The sequence below is a fragment of the Microcystis sp. M20BS1 genome (genome assembly GCF_020245305.1).
Taxonomy (GTDB): domain Bacteria; phylum Cyanobacteriota; class Cyanobacteriia; order Cyanobacteriales; family Microcystaceae; genus Microcystis; species Microcystis ichthyoblabe_A.
This window is the reverse complement of record NZ_JADBUZ010000026.1, coordinates 1-17,830: the sequence shown is the minus strand read 5'-3', so window position 1 is coordinate 17,830 and position 17,830 is coordinate 1. Positions and strand designations below refer to the sequence as shown.

Genomic DNA, 17,830 nt, shown 5'->3' with positions numbered 1-17,830 from the left:
TCGGTTAACAATTTGTAATATTCCTTGTTGACACCCTTACAAAACAAAGAAAAAACTGAAATCAAGTCAGGATAAGGGTTGGAGTGCTTACTGCAAAAATTGTTAAGAAAGATCCCTATAAGGGATAGCTTATCAAGGGGGACAGGGGGGATCCCCCCGCCCATCAGCACCCCCCTTATCAAGGGGGGCAGGGGGGATCAGACGCAAAATCTATCTTCAATTTAATTATAACTACTTACTTATAAACTGTAATGATTAAACAATAGAGCGAGAAATTGAAATCCCTAAAGGGATCAAGTGACTATATCTCGTCGCTGCGAATACTATCCACCAAATTCTGTCGCATCTCTAGGAATTCTCGGGATAGCCGCAAAGAAGCCGGGGTTACCTCGTGGTCACGGTGGGCGAAAGGATTGACGATATCCTTAACCACGCGACCGGGACGAGCGTGGAGGACAACGATGCGGGTGGCGAGTAAGAGAGTCTCTTCCACGTCATGGGTGATGAAAAAGATCGTTTTCCCTGTTCTCTGCCAAATGCCTCTGAGATGGGTTTGGATCGATTCGCGGGTGAGCGCATCGAGTGCGCCAAAAGGTTCGTCCATGAGAATAATCGCTGGTTCGGCGGCTAGGGTACGGGCGATCGCTGATCGTTGTTGCATCCCTCCGGAAAGCTGATAGGGGAAGAAATTCGCCGCTTCCGAGAGTCCCACCATCTCCAAAGTGGCGGATACCCTTTGTTTTCGTTCCCGATCGCTCACTCCTTTCATTTTTGGCCCAAACTCGACATTTTTGGCGATCGTTAACCAAGGGAACAGGTTAGGACGAGAGAACCACTGAAACCACCACCGATAATGGCGATCGCCAGTTGAGAAACAGTCACATCGGTCATGTCCTTGTCCTGTATTATAATTCATTCAAGATTGTATTATGCTTCATTTAGAATACAAAGACAAGGCTGCGATGCTACGGGGCGGCTACATCTAAAATGAGAGTGCCTGGTGAACTATCCCTAAATTGACGAAGGTAGTAGCTTCCTTTACTGTATCCTTCGATTCTGTGGCAAAATCGGGCATAATTTGGTAGAATTCCTTCAAATAAAAATGAAACAACAGATTGATTTTATTCTCGATACAACCAAGAAATATTAAAGTAATCTTAAGGTTAAGATAGTTTTAAAATGTAGCAAATGTACTTGGTATTCACAATTTTAAAAGCACAACCCCAAGGATAGAATCGAGTAAAGCCAGTTTCGGCTTTGTTTGGCATTCAAATTTGTTTAAGTCCCATTAGAGTAGAATTGCAGTAGGAATGGGAACTGGCAGAAAGTCGGTTACAAGGTTGGTGACTATGAATTTCCGGGGAATTTTTCTTAGATATCTCATGCTGGTTCTGGTGTTGACCCCAACGCCGGTTTTAGCCCAGCAGACAGATGTTATGATCGCACCCACTCAAATTGATATCGTGGGGATGAAAGGAGCGATCGCAACTCGACGTTTATTTGTGAAGACTCCCCAGCCTATTGAAGGAATGCAGCTGATTCCTCCCGATCTCAATAGCTCTGATGGAACTCAAATATTACCGCCAGCAGCAGTCCAGATTCCAGAAATGTCGCCCAAACAGCCACAAAACCGATGTCAAGCTTCAGGTATTGAAAGAATTACTGCTAGTCTAGAAAAGTCTAATGAAGCAATTCTCCCTGTCTGTTTTGACTTAAAAGAAGCCCCTAGCGGAGAATTTTCCAGTCAGCTACAACTCAGCTATCAAGGGGGACAGCAGCTTGTTCCGATTATTAAACCTCTTGCATAATTAATTTTTGAGGGTTCAAAAACGGTAAAAATAAGGATTCAATTGCATAAAATTCTTAAATAGACCATTTAATTGATTAATGCTCATTCTTAATTCTCCTGACTACTGGCTCCTGACTCCTGACTCCTAACCCTAACAACAATTTTTGATTTTTACAAGAGGTCTATTTACCCTCGACCAACTCAAAAAAACCCCGGCTGACTTTCCCGATCGCTGCCGTCTGTGAGACAATCGATCGAGTGTTATCCTAAACTCTGCCAATTTTCATGTCCGACGACGCTACTATTCGCACTGCTGTACAACGTCTCTACAATACCTATCCTTTCCCCCCCGAACCGCTCCTAGATGAACCTCCTCCCGGTTACAATTGGCGCTGGAATTGGATTGCTGCCTATAACTTTTGTTGTCATCGTAAACCTGAACGAGAGGATATCCGCATTCTCGATGCGGGTTGTGGTACTGGTGCGGGAACCGAATATCTGCTCGCGCTCAACCCTTTTGCTAATATAGTCGCTATAGATATCAGTGAAAAAGCCCTAGAAATTGCCAAAGAACGCTGTAATCGTTCGGGAGTCGCACCAAAACACCGAGGTTCTCTGGATTTTCACCATTTACCCCTCGAATCGGCCACCAATCTCCCCGGAGAATTTGATTTAATTAACTGCGTCGGGGTGCTGCACCATCTCCCGGACCCGATTAAAGGTATTCAATCCCTCGCGCAAAAACTGGCCTCCGGTGGTCTGCTGCATATTTTCGTCTATGCACAATTGGGACGCTGGGAAATCCAGTTAATGCAATCTGCGATCGCACTTTTGCAAGGAGACCGACGCGGGGATTATAAAGATGGGGTCGCTGTCGGCCGAAAGATTTTTGCCTCTCTACCAGAAAATAATCGCATTTTGAAACGGGAAAAAGAGCGTTGGTCAATGGAAAATCATCGCGATGAATCCTTCGCTGATATGTACGTTCACCCCCGGGAAGTGGACTATAATATCGATACCCTCTTTCAACTGATTGATGCGTCAGGATTAGCCTTTATTGGCTTTTCTAACCCTTCCTACTGGCAATTAGAGCGTTTATTGGGTAAATCCCCCGAATTGATGGCTAGAGCGCAAAATTTAGGGGAAAGGGAACGTTATCGCTTGACGGAATTATTAGATCCGGAAATCACCCACTATGAATTTTTCCTCGCTAAACCACCGATTTTGACTGCCGATTGGTCCGGGGATCAAGTCCTAGAGAATGCAGTGGCCGAAGTTCATCCCTGTCTTTACGGTTGGCCTAGTGCAAGTGTTCTAGATTACGATTATCGGCCAGTTAATCTCTCGGAGAGAGAATTTGATTTTCTACAAGCTTGCGATGGTCGTTTAACCGTGGGAGCAATCGATGCTCAAGTTGGTTTAGGATTAACTGGTGTGCGTTCTTTACAACAGCGCCAACTACTGATTTTAAGTTAGGGAAAACTTGGGGATGTTAGAGATAGCGTCCCTTGGCAATCGGCAACTTTTAAACTAACTTGGCTAAATCTTGCCAAAAATTCTTGTTTCTTAACAATTATCCCCCTCTCTCCCCATAGTTTCAGCCCCAGAAATGACTAGGGCTGAATTATAATAGTTATATAGAGTGGACAAGGCTGATAAATTTCTGATTGGTCCGATTTTTACCCAGATCGGCAAACGGGAGTTTAGTCATTATCCCAAGATTCCGAGGCGATTAAGTCACCAATTTGATCCCTGAGAAGGTAGTCACACCGTTCTAGTTCACATTCAACACAAACCCACTCCCGAGGGGGAATGAACTGACAGAGGGTGTAGATCGGTTGGTGTCTGCTCACTACCCCCTGTTCTACCATCTGACGGACTTCGTCCTTAATCATCCTGATAGAGTAAGCGGTGGGAGCGGTGGAGAAAGTTATGGCACTCATGGGAGATTTCCTGCAAGATCTACAAAAAAGTCTTATCAATAACTATACTCTAACCTATAAGGGGACAAAAGAGATTTTTTGCTGTATCGAGGATGACAATTTTTTATATATAGCGAAACCCTCTCCCCTCGCCAGTTTAGGCTTAGGTTAAGAAAAGTTAAATTCATCGGCTAAAAGCTGTCGAGTCCCCTTATGCCAAATCAGTGATCAGTGATCAGTTATCAGTGATCAGTTAAGCTGTTGACTATCTAGAGTTTGCTGAATAAATCTAAAAACCTTGTTGGATAAGACTTTTAGACTTTTTTCCCCTCAAAAAGTGCCAGCCATTGGGGTGATCGGGGGGAAAATTCCTGGACTTTTTCCCTGAAAATTAGGTAGTTGACCACCTGAAAATCGATAAAACCCCACACCCCACACCCCACACCCCACACCCTGCCATCAGGAAAAGCTTTTTCAGCAAACCCTATCTAATATTACTGGTTAAGACTGCACCGGAGTGCTGGAGTTGGCAGCAGGGAGAGGAATTCAGAGCATTTGTACTTAATTTTTCCCTAAGCGTTTTAAAATCAGTACAGATGATCAGTGATCAGATTTGAGTTTTCAGTTTACCGTTTACTGGACGGCTACGCCGTGCCTTTGGCAACACTGAAAAAAGCTTCCAGCTTAAACTAATAAATGGGGAATAAAAATAAAAGCCGCTACGAGTAAAGCGGCGATCGAGGCGATTAAAACGGCACCAGCGGCACAATCTTTCGCTATTTTGGCTAAATCATGGTAGGATTGCCCCACCGTCAGATCTACCACTGATTCTAGGGCAGTGTTGATTAATTCTAAGACCATCACCAGAGCGCAGGTAAGGGTGACAATCGCCATTTCCATGGCATCAACCCGCAAAAATAAGCCCCAACTAATCGCTACTAGGGTAATCAGGGTGTGAATGCGAAAATTTCTTTGACTGACAAAAGCATAACGGACTCCAGCCCAAGCGTAGCGAAAACTGACTAACAGATTCGAGGCGACTTGCCAAGCGTATTCTCTTTGACTGGGATTGTTACCCTCACTCACCTGTCCCGATCGAGGGATAAAATTATTGTTGAGATAGGGATTAGATAGGCTGGTAGATTGGTTGGCTTGATGATAGTTTGTCTTCATATTCCTCAATAATGCTTGACAAAAATAACTAACTATGTATCGGCATTTCGACGGTTTTTAACAAAGTTTCCTGTAAAGATAGCATTTCTAACAGACTTGTTTCATCGGGATGGTCCCAACCCAAAAGATGTAAACAAGCGTGGGCAGTTAACCAGGCCAATTCTCGCACCAAAGAATGATTTTGTGTTAAAGCCTGTTGTTGTGCTGTCTCCACAGAGATGATAATATCCCCCAAATATAAAGGTTCTGTCTCTAAAATGCGCTCATCGACTGGTAAATCCACTTCCAGAGCGGCAAAAGCGAGAACATCCGTCGGTTGATCTTTGTGGCGATATTGGGAATTATAGGTCTGAATTTCTCGATCGTCTGTTAAACGCAAACTTAGTTCATAACCGGCGGCAAGGGGGAGATAATCCGATAGATAGCCTAACCATGTCTCCAACCAATAGTGCCAAGTTTCCCCATCCACAGGACTATTTCCGGGATCAAAATAATTATCCTGTAGGCACAAATCCACCCCTAGGGGTAAAGTCTCACTCACCAGATTTCACCCTAGGGACGCGTCAGATAGGAAATACCGACAAAAAAGCCTAATAGGGCTGCTGTAGTCAAAAAAAAGTGTTTTAACGAGACGCCTTTTTTCTTGACCATATTCCGCATCGCCAGCTTGACGTAACTGGGTTGCGCTTCGGTGGCGGTTTCTACTGCGGGGTCAGTGGTGCTAACAGGTTCAGTCATCAGTAATTCCCCAGACAAAGATTGATCGCTATAAGTGTAACAGATTATTAAAGAAGTGCAAAAAAAATTCAAGTCCAGGGAAAAATTGTTACCCTTCCGGGATGGTAACAACCGCTCAACTCCCCCACACCCCACACCCCACACCCCACACCCCACACCCCAGCAGTTAACCCATGTCTTCCCACGATACCGAAAGCATCCGGACTATTTTTCAGAAAATTTGGGGCTATGAGGCCTTTCGCTTTCCCCAACAGGAGATTATCGAGACAATTTTAGCGGCAAAGGATGCCCTGATTGTCATGCCCACGGGATTCGGTAAATCTATCTGTTTTCAACTGCCCGCTTTATTAAAAACCGGCTTAACCCTAGTGATTTCTCCCCTGGTTGCCCTAATGGAAAATCAGGTGGAGGAATTATTAGCCAAAAAATTACCCGTTGCCCTGATTCATAACGAAATCCCCCGACAACAGAGAAAGAAAACCTTAGCAGCGATCGCAGATCAAACCCTGCGACTTCTCTATCTTTCCCCAGAAACCCTCTTAAGTCCGCCCCTCTGGTCAAAATTAACCCTTCCCCACGTTAAAATTAACGCTCTCATCCTCGACGAGGCCCATTGTTTAACCCAGTGGGGCGATAATTTTCGTCCTGCTTACCGTCGTCTTGGGGCTGTCCGTCCCGCTCTTCTACAATCGAAACCGGCCGGCAGCCAAATAGCGATCGCTGCTTTTACCGCCACCGCTAACCCCGCTACCCGTGAGACTCTCACCCGCATCTTACAACTAGAAAAACCACAACTTTTCTTAATAAATCCTTACCGTCAAAACCTTGACTTAAGCACCAAAATATGTATTAGCCCCGGTTGTCGTCGTCATCAACTATTAAACTTCCTCACCGGTCAACCTCGACAATCCGGCCTGATCTATACTCGTTCCCGTCGCCATAGTGAAAATTTAGCGGCATGGTTGCAATCTCTCCACTATCGCACCAGTGCCTATCATGCCGGTTTATCCCCCTTTCAGCGTCGGGAAATAGAACAAAATTGGCTGCGGGGGGATTTAACTTTTGTTGTCTGTACCTCAGCTTTTGGCATGGGTATCAATAAACCCGATGTGCGTTGGGTTGTCCACTACCAACCCCCAGCTTTACTATCAGAATACCTACAGGAAATCGGCCGCGGTGGTCGCGATGGGGGTAAAATGCAGGCTCTCACCTTAATTAGTGAACCGACGGGATGGTTAGATAATAGCGATAAAAACCAGCAAAAATTCTTTAACTTGCAACAGGAACGCCAATACCGACAAGCTTGGCAAATTTTAGCCCAAATTCCCCTAGAGGGCAAATTAGAGGCGATTAGTGCCGAATTTCCCGATGGTGCGCTCATTCTCTCCCTTTTACACAGTCTTGATCGCCTAGAATGGCTCGATCCTTTTCATTATCGGCTTATTTATCGCCATAATTCCGCCAAGATGACTTTTAAACCCAAAAATGAGATATTTCCCTACCTCTATACCCGTCGCTGTCGTTGGCACTTTCTCTTAAATGCTTTTGGTTTTCAGGAAAATGCCGATAATTTTCGCTGTGGTCATTGCGATAATTGTCGTCGCAATCGACCTCTGGTAAGCTAGGAAGCGCCAGAGCAGGGAGAGCAGAGCATTTGTACTAATTTTTTATGTCTTTTTTCTCCTCCTGTCTCGGATTCTCCTCACTTAAGGTCAGATTTTTGATTTTTGCAGGAGATCTATAGCGGTTTTCCCAGAAGTTAGTCCCGATTGAATCTATCAAGGGATTTACCATACCTTACCCGAAATAATAGTGAAATTCTGTGACAAAGTGCAGCCAGATATAAGAATCTTTGCTAGATTTCTAGAAGGATTCTGTGATAAGTTTCCTTAAAAGGAGATTGTTTGCAGTAAGCTAATCTGGCTAACACGCTTTTGGGCGTGATATGGGGAAAAGTTTTGGCGATCGCGCTTAAATAGAGTGATATGCCGAAAGTTGACCCATATTGTTACTCTGGAGAGTGTTATACGGAAAGTCTCTTTATAAGATTTAGTTATACATCTTTTATGCTGAGACACAATAAGCAAATTGCTGCGAAATTGTAACATTAGCAAATCAATCTAAATTTTTATGCCATTTGAATTAATTATCACTTCCCTAATTGGACTATTTTCGGGCGTTATTTCACTTTATGCAGATCCCAAAGATAAGAAACATAAAATCTGGCAATTCATTTTACTAGCCTTAATAATTGTGAGTGCTTGTAGTACTGTATATTTTGGCTATCGTAAGGAGCAAGAATCTAAAGCAACAGAAGCAAAAAAAGATTCCCAGATCAAGAATCTGAGCGATAATCTATCTCAAGTTAATAAGCAAAACTCCGAGCTATTGCAAACTGTTAATATAATGCAATCAAAACTCGATGTAACAGGAAGTGATACAAAATTCATTCGCAATATTCTTGAGAAACTTGGATGGAGTCAGGAGAACATCAACAATCCGAATAAGGGTCAGATTGGTCAGAGTTTACAGGCTAGTCAGTCACTAAACAAAATTAGTGGAAATGCTGATCAAAGAAGAGGCATCACAGTACAGTATTTTCCCAAAAATGTAGATCCTAATATTGTGAAATCGCGGCTAGAAGCTTTGGGTGTTAAGCTAAATACATCTGCTTCCCAACTTCCAGGAGTACCTACAAATGCTATTTGGTTTGGTTCAGGAGTAGACATGAATACCGTAAAAGCAGTTGCCTATACATTGATTGGAGCAGGAGTTGAGTTAAAAATGATTCGCCAGTTCAATAATTCGCAAGGTCGAGAGTATTTAATCCAAGTGGGAGGAGATGGTGAATGCATAAATCGTCCAACCTTAACAGTAGAACGAATCAGAGCTATTCAAGAATTCCCAAAACAGAGTGAGGTCAAAGGTTGCCGAGCAGACTTCTAAGAGTATGTGTTGGAAGCCGTAGGGTGCGTTCCCTGATATGGCTCCTACTGCTCCACCGATCGATTTTGGGGAACGCACCATGCACATTGATTGCAGCTGTGGGTTAAAGTGTGATCGCCGATCTTGTAGGGTGCGTTCCTTAAGGCGACTCCTACTGCTCCAGCGATCGATTTTTGGGGAACGCACCATGCACATTGATTGCAGCTGTGGGTTTAAATGCGATGTCGAAGGCACTGCGTAGCAGATCGCTGATCTTGTAGCTTGGGTTGACGAAAAGAAATCCAACACCTTCGGAACTAAACTGCGAACGCTAATCTTGTATTGTTCTTAACCTTAAATAGCCTTTGGCCTACATGAGCATATTCACAGATTGACAGTCAGCGAGGCATTCAGCTATGTTTGAGATATTTAGAGCAAAACTTTTGAATGCCCACGCTGTTGACCGTTGGCCCATATCGATTCTTTTGCTACGCAGGCGATCGCCATGAGCCACCTCACATCCATGTTGAACGAGATCGAGAGATCGCTAAATTCTGGCTTCAGCCGGTTCGTCTTCAGAGTAACCAAGGATTTAACCGCACCGAAATTAACCGCATTCAAAAACTTGTTCAAGAAAACCAAGAACAATTACTAGCAGGCTGGAATGACTTTTTTAACGAATGAAGTATTTGAAACATTGGCAATTCAGCAATTGGCCATCACAGATGACACACTCAGTGTAGATTTGTCTGATGGGCGCACTATATCTGTTCCCTTGGCATGGTATCCTCGGCTCCTGCATGGCTCAATTGAGGAGCGCAATGATTATCGCTTGCTCGCTGGTGGCAGTGGAATCCATTGGAATCAACTAGATGAAGACATTAGCACTAAAAACTTGATTCTTGGCCAACCATCAGGGGAAAGTCAAAAATCATTGAAGCGTTGGTTAAATAATCGAGTACGATCGCCGATCTTGTAGGGTGCGTTCCCTAAGGCGACTCCTACTGCTCCAGCGATCAATTTTTGGGGAACGCACCATGCACATTGATTGCAGCTGTGGGTTTAAGTGCGATGCCGAAGGCACTGCGTAGCAGTACACCAATCTTATAGAGACTTAGTAGGATGGGCATTAGCTCATCCTACAGACCTGTGAGATATTATAGAGGGGTCTCCAGAAGTCAAATCGTAATCAGGAGTTAGTATATGCAAGCAATCCTTTTAAGCCGTGAAGAAGTTGCTCAACGTGCAGAGAAACTGTACGAAAGCAGAATCCGCCAAGAGGTGGAAGTTGAAGAAAACATTGGCAAGATGGTTATCATTGACATTGAAACAGGTGACTACAAAGTTGATGAAAATGGCTTACACGCTGCTGACTTATTGAGCGAGAAACACCCCCATGCTCGGCTCTTTGGGATCAAAATTGGCTACAACGTTGCTGCCGCTTTTGGTGGGGGTGTTATGGAGCGTGTAGTTAAGTGATTTCAGGTATTGTGGCTAATGGACACCCGCTTATCACTATCCCATTTCGGATTCCAAATCGCGCTGACTTTCCGATTGAGTTTGTAGTAGATACAGGATTTACAGATGAGCTTTGTTTACCACCCGAAGCAGTAGCATTACTGAATCTTCCTTTCAGGTACGATATGCGTGCGAATTTAGCAGACAACAGCCAAGTAATGCTGCCTCTTCACAAAGCAATTATTATCTGGAATGGTGAGGAGCGAGAAACTCGTGTATTTGCCACAGGGCGGCGACCCCTGGTTGGAACTGCTTTATTAGATAGCCATGAACTTGTGATTCAGTTTACGGAAGGTGGGTTGGTAACGATTGATGATTTGTAGTGCGATGCCGAAGGCACTGCGTAGCAGCACGCCGATCTTGTAGGGTGCGTTCCCTAAGGCGACTCCTACTGCTCCAGCGATCGATTTTTGGGGAACGCACCATGCACCTTGATTGAAGCGCCGATTCAAATTTGAAGTGCACCACTGGGGGGCTTGCGATGAGGCGGCTCATCAGTAGTAGAGCGGGAGCACTTCGTTAGAATAAATCAGAGTATCATTAAGGCAAAATACTGAGTTGAGGTCAACCCTATGGCAGTTCGTCAACGGCGTTATCCCAAAGATGAGTTAGCCGAGCGAGGGCAAAAACTCTACGAATCTGGCATTCGGCAGCAAGTCGAAGCCGGTAATGAAGGTAAGATTGTAGCGATCGACATTGAAACTGGAGAGTTTGAAGTCGATGAAAACGTTGTGCCTGCAACTAATCGACTCTTTGAACGTCACCCCGATGCCCAACCTTGGATCATTCGTATCGGACATCGCGCTGTTTATCATTTCGGGGCACGGAGTTTGAAGAAAAATCCATGATGGAAGGTGTTGTAAATTTGCGGCGTGAAGCCACGCTAAGGATTGTAGTCGGAAACTCAAATCGGCAACTGCAAGCGGTTGACGCGGTGATTGATACTGGGTTCAATGGATTTTTATCTTTGCCCTCTACAATCATTGCTACATTAAATTTACCTTGGAGTGGTTCTGATTTTGTCACGCTGGGTGATGGCAGTGAAACTTATTTTGATCTGTACACTGGGACTGTGATATGGGATGGGCAGTACCAAGAGATTGATATTGCAGAATCAGAAACAGAGCCTCTACTAGGAATGGCGCTGCTTTACAGATATCGGTTGCAGGTCGATAACATTGAGGGCGGTAAGGTCAAGATTGAAGCCTTATGAGCCAGTGCTAGAAGAGATTCGGTGAGGCGCGGTCTAACAACGCAGCCGTAGGGTGCGTTCCCTAATGTGGCTCCTACTGCTCCACCGATCGATTTTGGGGGAACGTACCATGCACATTTATTGCAGCTGTGATACCAAATCCTGTTATAATAAAACGAGTAAAGACGAGGTTTTAGACCCGATTTTTTTGATACCATTTAGTGGATAATCGACCTCTGGTAAGCTAGGGAGTGCCAGAGCAGGGAGAACACAGCACTTGTACTAAATTTTTTATGTCTTTTTTCTCCTCCTGTCTCGGATTCTCCTCACTTAAGGTCAGATTTTTGATTTTTGCAGGAGATCTATAGCCGTTTTCACAGAAGTTAGTGCCGATTGAATCTATCAAGGGATTTACCATACCTTACCCGAAATAATAGTGAAATTCTGTGACAAAGTGCAGCCATATCTAAGAATCTTTGCTACAATCCTGAGAAGCTTCTGTGATAAGTCTCCTTAAAAGGAGGCTGTTTGCAGTAAGCTAATCTGGCTAACACGCTTTTGGGCGTGATATGGGGGAGGATACAACCATGACTCATGAGATTTTAGGGGAATTTTTATCTTTGCCTGCTGAAGCACAGAGCCAAGTAGTCAGCCTGATCGCTTTTTTGAAACAAAAGTACATATATTCTGAACCTCTGTCTGCATCGTCAAATGTTGATTTAGTTAATGATCCCTTTGTTGGAATGTGGCGCGATCGTCAAGATTTAGATAGTACTACTTGGGTGCGAAATTTACGAGAAAGCGAGTGGTCAAAGACAAATGGCTAGTTCAACTATCGTAGATACCGACATAATCTTGATGTTGGTCGTGGTATTTCTGAAGCAGTCAATTGTCTGCAAAGGCTACAATCAAGTTCCAGATTAGCAATTAGCGTAGTTACACAAATGGAACTAATTGTTGGCTGCACTAACAAGTCAGAGTTACGGACGCTGGAAAAATTCCTTCAACAGTTTGATGTAATCAGAATTGACCAACCTATTTCAGACAAAGCGGTTGACTTACTTCGCTTGTATCGGCTAAGTCACGGTTTGCTGATTGCCGATGGCTTGATTGCAGGTACAGCAATAATATGGAATTACCCTTTTATCACCAAGAATCAACGAGACTACCGATTTATTCAAAATTTAAATGTATTACCCTACCCTTAGCGAAAAGCCTAACTAGACCGTTATGCCACAAGTCCTCGGTGGAGGGTGTAAACAGGGCTAGTTCATCGGTATCTGAAGTTAAAAAAGGAGAATTGGTTCTTGAGCGAGGATAAAGAGTATCAATGGCTTCAGTTTGAAAAACTGATAGATTTGCATAAATTTTATTTTGAAAATTTATGCAAATCCGCCTCTTTTTCCTTTGGAATTATTGGGGCGATTTTGACCTATGTAATCAGCGCTAAACTTAGCGAAAACTTAATCCGGCTTGCTCTTCAACTACCATTTCTACTCAGCATCGGGACGTTCATTATGTTTTGTTTCGGCACATGGAAGACTTGGGATTTGTCAAATTGGGTGAAGCATCATCAGGCAGAACTTGGAATTGATTGGCGACCTCATGCCGAAACTTTAACCTATATGTCAATCGCATTTGCTCTATTGTTCTTAATAGTAGCCATTGGTCTTGGAGGACTTATTGGAAATCCCTCAATGCTACAGCCGTAGGGTGCGTTCCCTAATGTGGCTCCTACTGCTCCACCGATCGATTTTTGGGGAACGCACCATGCACATTTATTGAAGTTGTGATACCAAATCCTGTTATAATAAAACGAGATATAGGGTGCGTCCCATGCAGCCTTTACCTTTTTGAAAACACTTTCAATGATGTAGCTATGGACTGGGAAACTCGAATTACACTAAATCCCGATATTTTGGTGGGAAAACCTATCATTAAAGGAACAAGGATTGCGGTTGAATTTATCATCGATCTTCTCGCCCAAGGTTGGAGTGTTGATGAAATTCTGCGAAACTACCCAGGTATTACAGTAGAAGATATTCAAGCTTGTCTTGGCTATGCTAGTGTAATGCTCAAATCTGAGAAAGTCTATGCTATTCCTGCTTAACTGATGCGTTTTCTAGCGAACGAAAATTTCCCCCTTGACGCGGTTGAAGCCCTAGGACAAAATGGCCATGATGTCCTGTGGATTAGGGTGGAATCCCCCGGAATCTCAGACCGGGAAGTTTTAAGTCGCGCCCAAGCAGAAAATCGTATTCTCTTGACATTTGATCAAGATTTTGGAGAACTCGCCTTTCGTTCAAGGTTGCCGGCCAGTGTTGGTATTATTTTGTTTAGAATAAGAGTACCTTCTGCATCTGTAGTCGCTGAGAAAGTTGCCAAGGTTATCTCATTACGGGATGACTGGTATGGACACTTTACAGTTATTGAAGAAGACAAAATTAGAATGAGAGACTTAACGGTGAGATCGCCGATCTTGTAGGGTACGTTCCCTCATGTGACTCCTACTGCTCCACTGATCGATTTTGGGGGAACGCACCATGCACATTGATTGCAGCTGTATTCCTTGATGGGAGAGGTAGATTTAGGAAGATGCTATGATCCAAATTAGATAGCAACACCAGATGTTTAATATGTCCCTTATCGAACTCCTGCCAACTGTCAGTCAACTAACGCATCAAGACAAGCTCAGGCTTATTCACTATCTTTTGCTTGCAGTAGCCAAAGAGGAAGGATGTAGCCTAGACACTGCAAGTAATGGGCATAATGAAAATATGCTGATCAAGCAACTAGCGGTTACTAACGCGGTTGTCTGGTCGCCTCAAGCAGATCATCAAGCTGTTCACGCTTTGTCTGAGCTTTTGGTGTCGGCAAAGGGAGTATCAAATGCTTGACGGTCATCGCTTTTCTTTTACAGAACGGACTGACAGTTCTGGTCGGTCTAGCATTGCCATACTTGTCGCTAACCTTAACTGATGGACAACAGTCAATAGAGGTTATGGCTTTATTGGATACGGGTGCTAGTGTTAATGTCTTACCCTACGAAATCGGATTACAGTTAGGGGCGGTCTGGGAAAATCAAACTGTTCAAATTCCCTTAAGTGGAAACCTTGTCCATAGTGAGTCACGAGGGCTGGTTGTGACTGGGACAGTTGCACATTTTGCTCCTGTTTTACTTGCCTTTGCGTGGACTCAATCAACAGATGTACCAGTAATTTTAGGTCACATGAACTTTTTTGCAGAATTTAATGTGTGCTTTTATCGAAACGAATTAGCTTTTGAGATTTGTCCGATCCAGAAATAAACTGTTGCCAACCAATCCGCTGAACTTGTCATTTGCCGAACTGTTTTTACTTCGTAGCCAGTGCGATGCCGAAGGCACTGCGTAGCAGTACGCCATCGCTGTAGGGTGCGTTCCTTAATGTGACTCCTACTGCTCCAGCGATCGATTTTTGGGGAACGCACCATGCACATTGATTGCAGCTGTGGGTTTAAATGCGATGCCGCTCCTCCCGCTCAAACCCCGGAACCCTCTGCCCTCGTCGGTCTGGGGGCTGTCGTCGGTCTGGGGGCTGGCTTCAAGCGCCGCCACACCCAAGCAGACAAAAACTAAGCGTTAGTTGAAGGGATTACAACAGGAGAGCCGCAATGGTCTCTTTTTTTGCTATTTAAAAGAGGATTATTTGATATTTGCTTCTTTTTAATGGAGATTGGAGAAATCATCAACCTTCCTCAAGGCACTAGACACAAGCGAGCTATCATAAAACCATCGCTGATTTGACAATCGCCAACCCCTAAAAATTATGAGCGTAGTTATTCCTAATGACATACTGACCGCATCAGGACTCTCCGAAGACGAGCTAAAACTAGAAATCGCCATCATGCTCTTTAAACAAGACAAAATCAGCATTGGCAAAGCCCGTCATCTTGCAGGCATGAACCTCCTCCAATTTCAACACGAACTTAATCTAAGAGAGATTTGTGTCCATTATGACCTTGAAGAATTAGAAGAAGATATCCAAACCTTACAAAAACTGGGCAGACTATGATCGTCGTGAGTGACACCTCACCCATTACCAACCTAGCCACCGTTAACCAGTTAACCCTTTTGCATCAACTCTATGGAACAATTATCATTCCTCAAGCCGTTTATGAGGAAATGGCGAGTTTAGGTTACGCCGTACCCGGCACGATTGAAATCATGACCTTATCTTGGATAGAAACACGGCCTGTCACCCAGCAAAACCAAGTTAATCAACTACTCAATAAATTAGACCGAGGAGAATCAGAAGGGATTATTTTAGCGCTAGAATTAGGCGCAGATATATTAATTTTGGATGAAAGAAAAGGACGCAAAGTTGCATAATCTCTTGGGCTAAATATTACTGGAATATTGGGCGTTTTACTCGAAGCCAAGCAAAAGGAATTGATTATGAATATTAAACCGATTGTTGATCAGCTAATCTTAAAGGCAGAATTCCGAATTAGCGAAACACTCTACAGAAAAGTTTTGACCATTGCGGGAGAATGATTCTATTGCAATATTTCAACCCATTTTACAAAGTGCGATGCCGAAGGCACTGCGTAGCAGTACGCTAATCTTGTAGGGTGCGTTCCCTAATCTGACTCCTACTGCTCCAGCGATCGATTTTTGGGGGAACGCACCATGCACATTGATTGCAGCTGTGGGTTTAAATGCGATACCGAAGGCATTGGGTAACACCCCTAGATGGGGTTGGAGGAGTTGATTTAGGGTACTATACTGGTTTATAGGGTTTTCGAGATTAGTGCTTTTTCTCATAAAGCCTTACTCCTGATCTGGATAGGGGATCTGCTAAACTGAAATTTAGGAGAGTCAAAAGCTTGCCCCAAGGGGAAAGTTAAAAATCATTTAAGCGTTACAGGGTTTGATTCACGAGCATCTAGAAGGCAGGTGAAATTCTGTGTTTATGACTAAGAACTAGCTGCCCAAAGCAAAGACACTTCATACTGATTAAGTGTTGAATCCGCACTCACAAGTGTCATATCTTCTACCTGAGCTTGTGCAATCAGCATTCGGTCAAAAGGATCACGATGATGTAAAGGCAATGCAGCCGCCCGCAAAGCATGAGAAGCATTGATCTCTAACGACCTAGCTCCCAGTCGGGTCATTCGAGTGGAGACATAATCATCTATTTGCTCTGGCAGTGGTAATTTACCGATTGAAACTTTAATTCCCATCTCCCAAACACTGGCAACAGAAAACCACACTTCATTGCTTTCGTTTGCAATTTGTTCAATTACATTCTCACTTAACTTGTCTGGTTGGACAAACCACCACAGCCAGCATTGTGTATCCAGTAAAAGTCTCACTCCGCACCACCCTCAAATGCTCCCAAAATATCTTCTGGTAAAGGAGCATTAAAATCATCTGGTATGGTCAACATCCCTCGATCTTGTCCTAAACTAGACCGTCGATCTAAAGATGTCCGAAATGGAACAAGCTTAGCAATTGGGATACCTCGGTTTGAAATAACGATTACTTCTCCGAGTTCCACACGAGACAATAGCCGAGAAAGGTTTGTTTTAGCCTGATGAATGTTTACTGTTTCCATAGTCTAAAAGAACTAAGTCTATAAACTAAGTTTAATCTAGTCACGGCAATTCTGCAAGGGCAAGTTAATTTAGAGTTGTGGGTAACTGACAAGCAACACGACATAACAACACGCTGGAGCAGCGGACAATTGAGAGATCTTAGCGGTGATGCAGAGGTTGTCTATCGCCGCTCAGCTAAGCCGTTAGCTCTCTGGAAGTGGCATAGCACATTAATTGAAACTGTGGGTTTAAATGCGATGCCGAAGGCACTGCGTAGCAGATCGCTGATCTTGTAGGTAGGAAACCCAACTCCCTCAAAACCAAGATTAAATGCAGTAGGATAGACGTGGGATAGATTTTCTCTTATTGCCGTGAGCGAAACCGTCTATATTGAAACCAGTATTTTGGGTCATCTAACCGCAAGACCAACAGAAAGCCTGATTCTTGCCGCCAACATTAAGATTACACAAGACTGGTGGGATGAGTATAGTAGTTTATTAGTTCTGTATGTTTCGGAAATTGTTGAAGATGAAGCATCGAGAGAAGATTCAACAATTGCTACTCAAAGACAGAACTTGTTACAGTCCTTGATTTTTCTCGATCTAACCGAAGAAGCGATCGCTCTAGCACAAGAATTCCTGCAACAAAGCAACCTACCCCCCAAAGCGTCTAATGATGCCTTACACATGGCACTAGCAACCGTTTATGGCTTAGACTATCTACTAACATGGAATTGTAAGCAGATGGCAAACGCTCAAATCCAAAGAAAGCTATCCCAAATTAGTATGACTTGGATGCAATCTTTGCAGACCTACGCAAAAAGGAGGCAGCAAGCGGCAGAGAAGTCGTAAACTTAGGGACTTCCAGAGAATAAAATACCCAACAAAAAAATAGAAAAGTGTTTTTTTGAAAAAGTAATTATTTTTGTCTAGGAAAACAAAGAGTCTCCCATTACAACCTATTTTTCCGAAAAAAAAATAGCAGCATAAACTTTTA

Annotated in this window: 27 protein-coding genes and 2 pseudogenes; 21 read left to right on the top strand and 8 right to left on the bottom strand. The window is 43.7% G+C overall.

Translation table 11 applies throughout. The annotated features are described in order from the left end of the window. Positions 1-301: 301 nt before the first annotated feature. Positions 302-799 carry an ABC transporter ATP-binding protein gene (locus IM507_RS02720; RefSeq protein WP_439951572.1) on the bottom strand — a complete coding sequence of 166 codons (498 nt, stop codon included), beginning with the start codon at positions 797-799 and terminating at the stop codon, positions 302-304. Between the two features lie 637 nt (positions 800-1,436). Between IM507_RS02720 and IM507_RS02715 the strand changes: the two genes are divergently transcribed. Both IM507_RS02715 and IM507_RS02710 read left to right on the top strand, forming a co-directional pair. Then, complete coding sequence (locus IM507_RS02715; protein ID WP_002738860.1) at positions 1,437-1,808, top strand: hypothetical protein; 372 nt, start codon at positions 1,437-1,439, stop codon at positions 1,806-1,808. A gap of 266 nt (positions 1,809-2,074) precedes the next feature. Then, positions 2,075-3,265 (top strand): class I SAM-dependent methyltransferase, encoded by a 1,191-nt coding sequence (locus IM507_RS02710; RefSeq protein ID WP_123230744.1) that lies wholly within the window; start codon positions 2,075-2,077, stop codon positions 3,263-3,265. 227 nt (positions 3,266-3,492) lie between these two features. Here IM507_RS02710 and IM507_RS02705 read toward each other — a convergent pair whose 3' ends face one another. The 4 genes from IM507_RS02705 to IM507_RS02690 form a co-directional block, all read right to left on the bottom strand. After that, a complete protein-coding gene (locus IM507_RS02705) occupies positions 3,493-3,732 on the bottom strand; it encodes a DUF4327 family protein (protein ID WP_002738935.1) in 240 nt (79 codons plus the stop codon). A gap of 663 nt (positions 3,733-4,395) precedes the next feature. Beyond that, on the bottom strand, positions 4,396-4,884 hold the full coding sequence (locus IM507_RS02700) for a diacylglycerol kinase (RefSeq protein WP_002738705.1): 489 nt from the start codon (positions 4,882-4,884) through the stop codon (positions 4,396-4,398). 28 nt (positions 4,885-4,912) lie between these two features. Beyond that, positions 4,913-5,425 (bottom strand): rRNA maturation RNase YbeY, encoded by a 513-nt coding sequence (gene ybeY, locus IM507_RS02695; RefSeq protein WP_123230745.1) that lies wholly within the window; start codon positions 5,423-5,425, stop codon positions 4,913-4,915. Between the two features lie 11 nt (positions 5,426-5,436). Then, positions 5,437-5,622 carry a DUF3285 domain-containing protein gene (locus tag IM507_RS02690; RefSeq protein WP_002752941.1) on the bottom strand — a complete coding sequence of 62 codons (186 nt, stop codon included), beginning with the start codon at positions 5,620-5,622 and terminating at the stop codon, positions 5,437-5,439. Between the two features lie 173 nt (positions 5,623-5,795). Between IM507_RS02690 and IM507_RS02685 the strand changes: the two genes are divergently transcribed. The 18 genes and pseudogenes from IM507_RS02685 (at position 5,796) to IM507_RS02600 (ending at position 15,791) form a co-directional block, all read left to right on the top strand. Next, positions 5,796-7,247: a RecQ family ATP-dependent DNA helicase gene (locus IM507_RS02685; RefSeq protein WP_123230746.1), complete on the top strand. Its 1,452-nt coding sequence runs from the start codon at positions 5,796-5,798 to the stop codon at positions 7,245-7,247. Positions 7,248-7,752: 505 nt separating this feature from the next. After that, the gene (locus tag IM507_RS02680; RefSeq protein WP_069474479.1) at positions 7,753-8,568 is read left to right on the top strand and encodes a hypothetical protein; all 816 of its coding nucleotides are present in this window, start codon (positions 7,753-7,755) and stop codon (positions 8,566-8,568) included. Positions 8,569-8,994: 426 nt separating this feature from the next. Beyond that, a complete protein-coding gene (locus IM507_RS02675) occupies positions 8,995-9,231 on the top strand; it encodes a DUF4160 domain-containing protein (protein ID WP_002738880.1) in 237 nt (78 codons plus the stop codon). Continuing rightward, positions 9,212-9,526 (top strand): DUF2442 domain-containing protein, encoded by a 315-nt coding sequence (locus IM507_RS02670; protein ID WP_002752929.1) that lies wholly within the window; start codon positions 9,212-9,214, stop codon positions 9,524-9,526. The genes IM507_RS02675 and IM507_RS02670 overlap by 20 nt, the downstream gene beginning before the upstream one ends. A gap of 224 nt (positions 9,527-9,750) precedes the next feature. After that, positions 9,751-10,026 carry a hypothetical protein gene (locus tag IM507_RS02665; protein ID WP_002739245.1) on the top strand — a complete coding sequence of 92 codons (276 nt, stop codon included), beginning with the start codon at positions 9,751-9,753 and terminating at the stop codon, positions 10,024-10,026. Beyond that, positions 10,023-10,388 carry a clan AA aspartic protease gene (locus IM507_RS02660; protein WP_002763443.1) on the top strand — a complete coding sequence of 122 codons (366 nt, stop codon included), beginning with the start codon at positions 10,023-10,025 and terminating at the stop codon, positions 10,386-10,388. Before IM507_RS02665 ends, IM507_RS02660 begins: the two co-directional genes overlap by 4 nt. 249 nt (positions 10,389-10,637) lie before the next feature. Then, complete coding sequence (locus IM507_RS02655) at positions 10,638-10,913, top strand: hypothetical protein (protein ID WP_002752924.1); 276 nt, start codon at positions 10,638-10,640, stop codon at positions 10,911-10,913. After that, complete coding sequence (locus IM507_RS02650) at positions 10,910-11,278, top strand: hypothetical protein (protein ID WP_002752923.1); 369 nt, start codon at positions 10,910-10,912, stop codon at positions 11,276-11,278. Before IM507_RS02655 ends, IM507_RS02650 begins: the two co-directional genes overlap by 4 nt. A gap of 566 nt (positions 11,279-11,844) precedes the next feature. Next, positions 11,845-12,084 (top strand): hypothetical protein, encoded by a 240-nt coding sequence (locus tag IM507_RS02645; protein ID WP_002739406.1) that lies wholly within the window; start codon positions 11,845-11,847, stop codon positions 12,082-12,084. A gap of 117 nt (positions 12,085-12,201) precedes the next feature. Next, positions 12,202-12,465: a PIN domain-containing protein gene (locus IM507_RS02640; protein ID WP_334310865.1), complete on the top strand. Its 264-nt coding sequence runs from the start codon at positions 12,202-12,204 to the stop codon at positions 12,463-12,465. Between the two features lie 99 nt (positions 12,466-12,564). Further along, positions 12,565-12,969: a hypothetical protein gene (locus tag IM507_RS02635; protein WP_190538222.1), complete on the top strand. Its 405-nt coding sequence runs from the start codon at positions 12,565-12,567 to the stop codon at positions 12,967-12,969. Between the two features lie 167 nt (positions 12,970-13,136). Continuing rightward, entirely contained in the window at positions 13,137-13,367 is a 231-nt protein-coding gene (locus tag IM507_RS02630; RefSeq protein WP_069474477.1) for a DUF433 domain-containing protein, read from the top strand. A gap of 3 nt (positions 13,368-13,370) precedes the next feature. After that, entirely contained in the window at positions 13,371-13,742 is a 372-nt protein-coding gene (locus tag IM507_RS02625) for a DUF5615 family PIN-like protein (RefSeq protein ID WP_190538253.1), read from the top strand. 151 nt (positions 13,743-13,893) lie between these two features. Beyond that, the gene (locus IM507_RS02620; RefSeq protein WP_069474500.1) at positions 13,894-14,154 is read left to right on the top strand and encodes a hypothetical protein; all 261 of its coding nucleotides are present in this window, start codon (positions 13,894-13,896) and stop codon (positions 14,152-14,154) included. Then, positions 14,147-14,564: pseudogene (locus tag IM507_RS02615) on the top strand (pepsin/retropepsin-like aspartic protease family protein). The gene IM507_RS02620 and the pseudogene IM507_RS02615 overlap by 8 nt, the downstream one beginning before the upstream one ends. Positions 14,565-14,726: 162 nt before the next feature. Then, complete coding sequence (locus IM507_RS02610) at positions 14,727-14,873, top strand: PEP-CTERM sorting domain-containing protein (RefSeq protein WP_002738886.1); 147 nt, start codon at positions 14,727-14,729, stop codon at positions 14,871-14,873. A gap of 190 nt (positions 14,874-15,063) precedes the next feature. After that, complete coding sequence (locus IM507_RS02605; protein WP_002770883.1) at positions 15,064-15,309, top strand: UPF0175 family protein; 246 nt, start codon at positions 15,064-15,066, stop codon at positions 15,307-15,309. Then, positions 15,306-15,791, top strand: a pseudogene (locus IM507_RS02600) (PIN domain-containing protein). The gene IM507_RS02605 and the pseudogene IM507_RS02600 overlap by 4 nt, the downstream one beginning before the upstream one ends. A 15-nt stretch (positions 15,792-15,806) precedes the next feature. On the opposite strand, the gene IM507_RS02595 reads toward IM507_RS02600, so the two are convergent. The 3 genes from IM507_RS02595 to IM507_RS02585 form a co-directional block, all read right to left on the bottom strand. Beyond that, positions 15,807-16,061 carry a hypothetical protein gene (locus tag IM507_RS02595; RefSeq protein ID WP_002739141.1) on the bottom strand — a complete coding sequence of 85 codons (255 nt, stop codon included), beginning with the start codon at positions 16,059-16,061 and terminating at the stop codon, positions 15,807-15,809. 152 nt (positions 16,062-16,213) lie between these two features. Further along, entirely contained in the window at positions 16,214-16,612 is a 399-nt protein-coding gene (locus tag IM507_RS02590; protein ID WP_069474475.1) for a type II toxin-antitoxin system VapC family toxin, read from the bottom strand. Then, the gene (locus IM507_RS02585) at positions 16,609-16,854 is read right to left on the bottom strand and encodes a type II toxin-antitoxin system Phd/YefM family antitoxin (RefSeq protein WP_016514827.1); all 246 of its coding nucleotides are present in this window, start codon (positions 16,852-16,854) and stop codon (positions 16,609-16,611) included. Before IM507_RS02585 ends, IM507_RS02590 begins: the two co-directional genes overlap by 4 nt. 351 nt (positions 16,855-17,205) lie before the next feature. Here IM507_RS02585 and IM507_RS02580 point away from each other — a divergent pair, with 351 nt between their 5' ends. Continuing rightward, entirely contained in the window at positions 17,206-17,685 is a 480-nt protein-coding gene (locus IM507_RS02580; protein ID WP_287636498.1) for a type II toxin-antitoxin system VapC family toxin, read from the top strand. Positions 17,686-17,830: the final 145 nt, after the last annotated feature.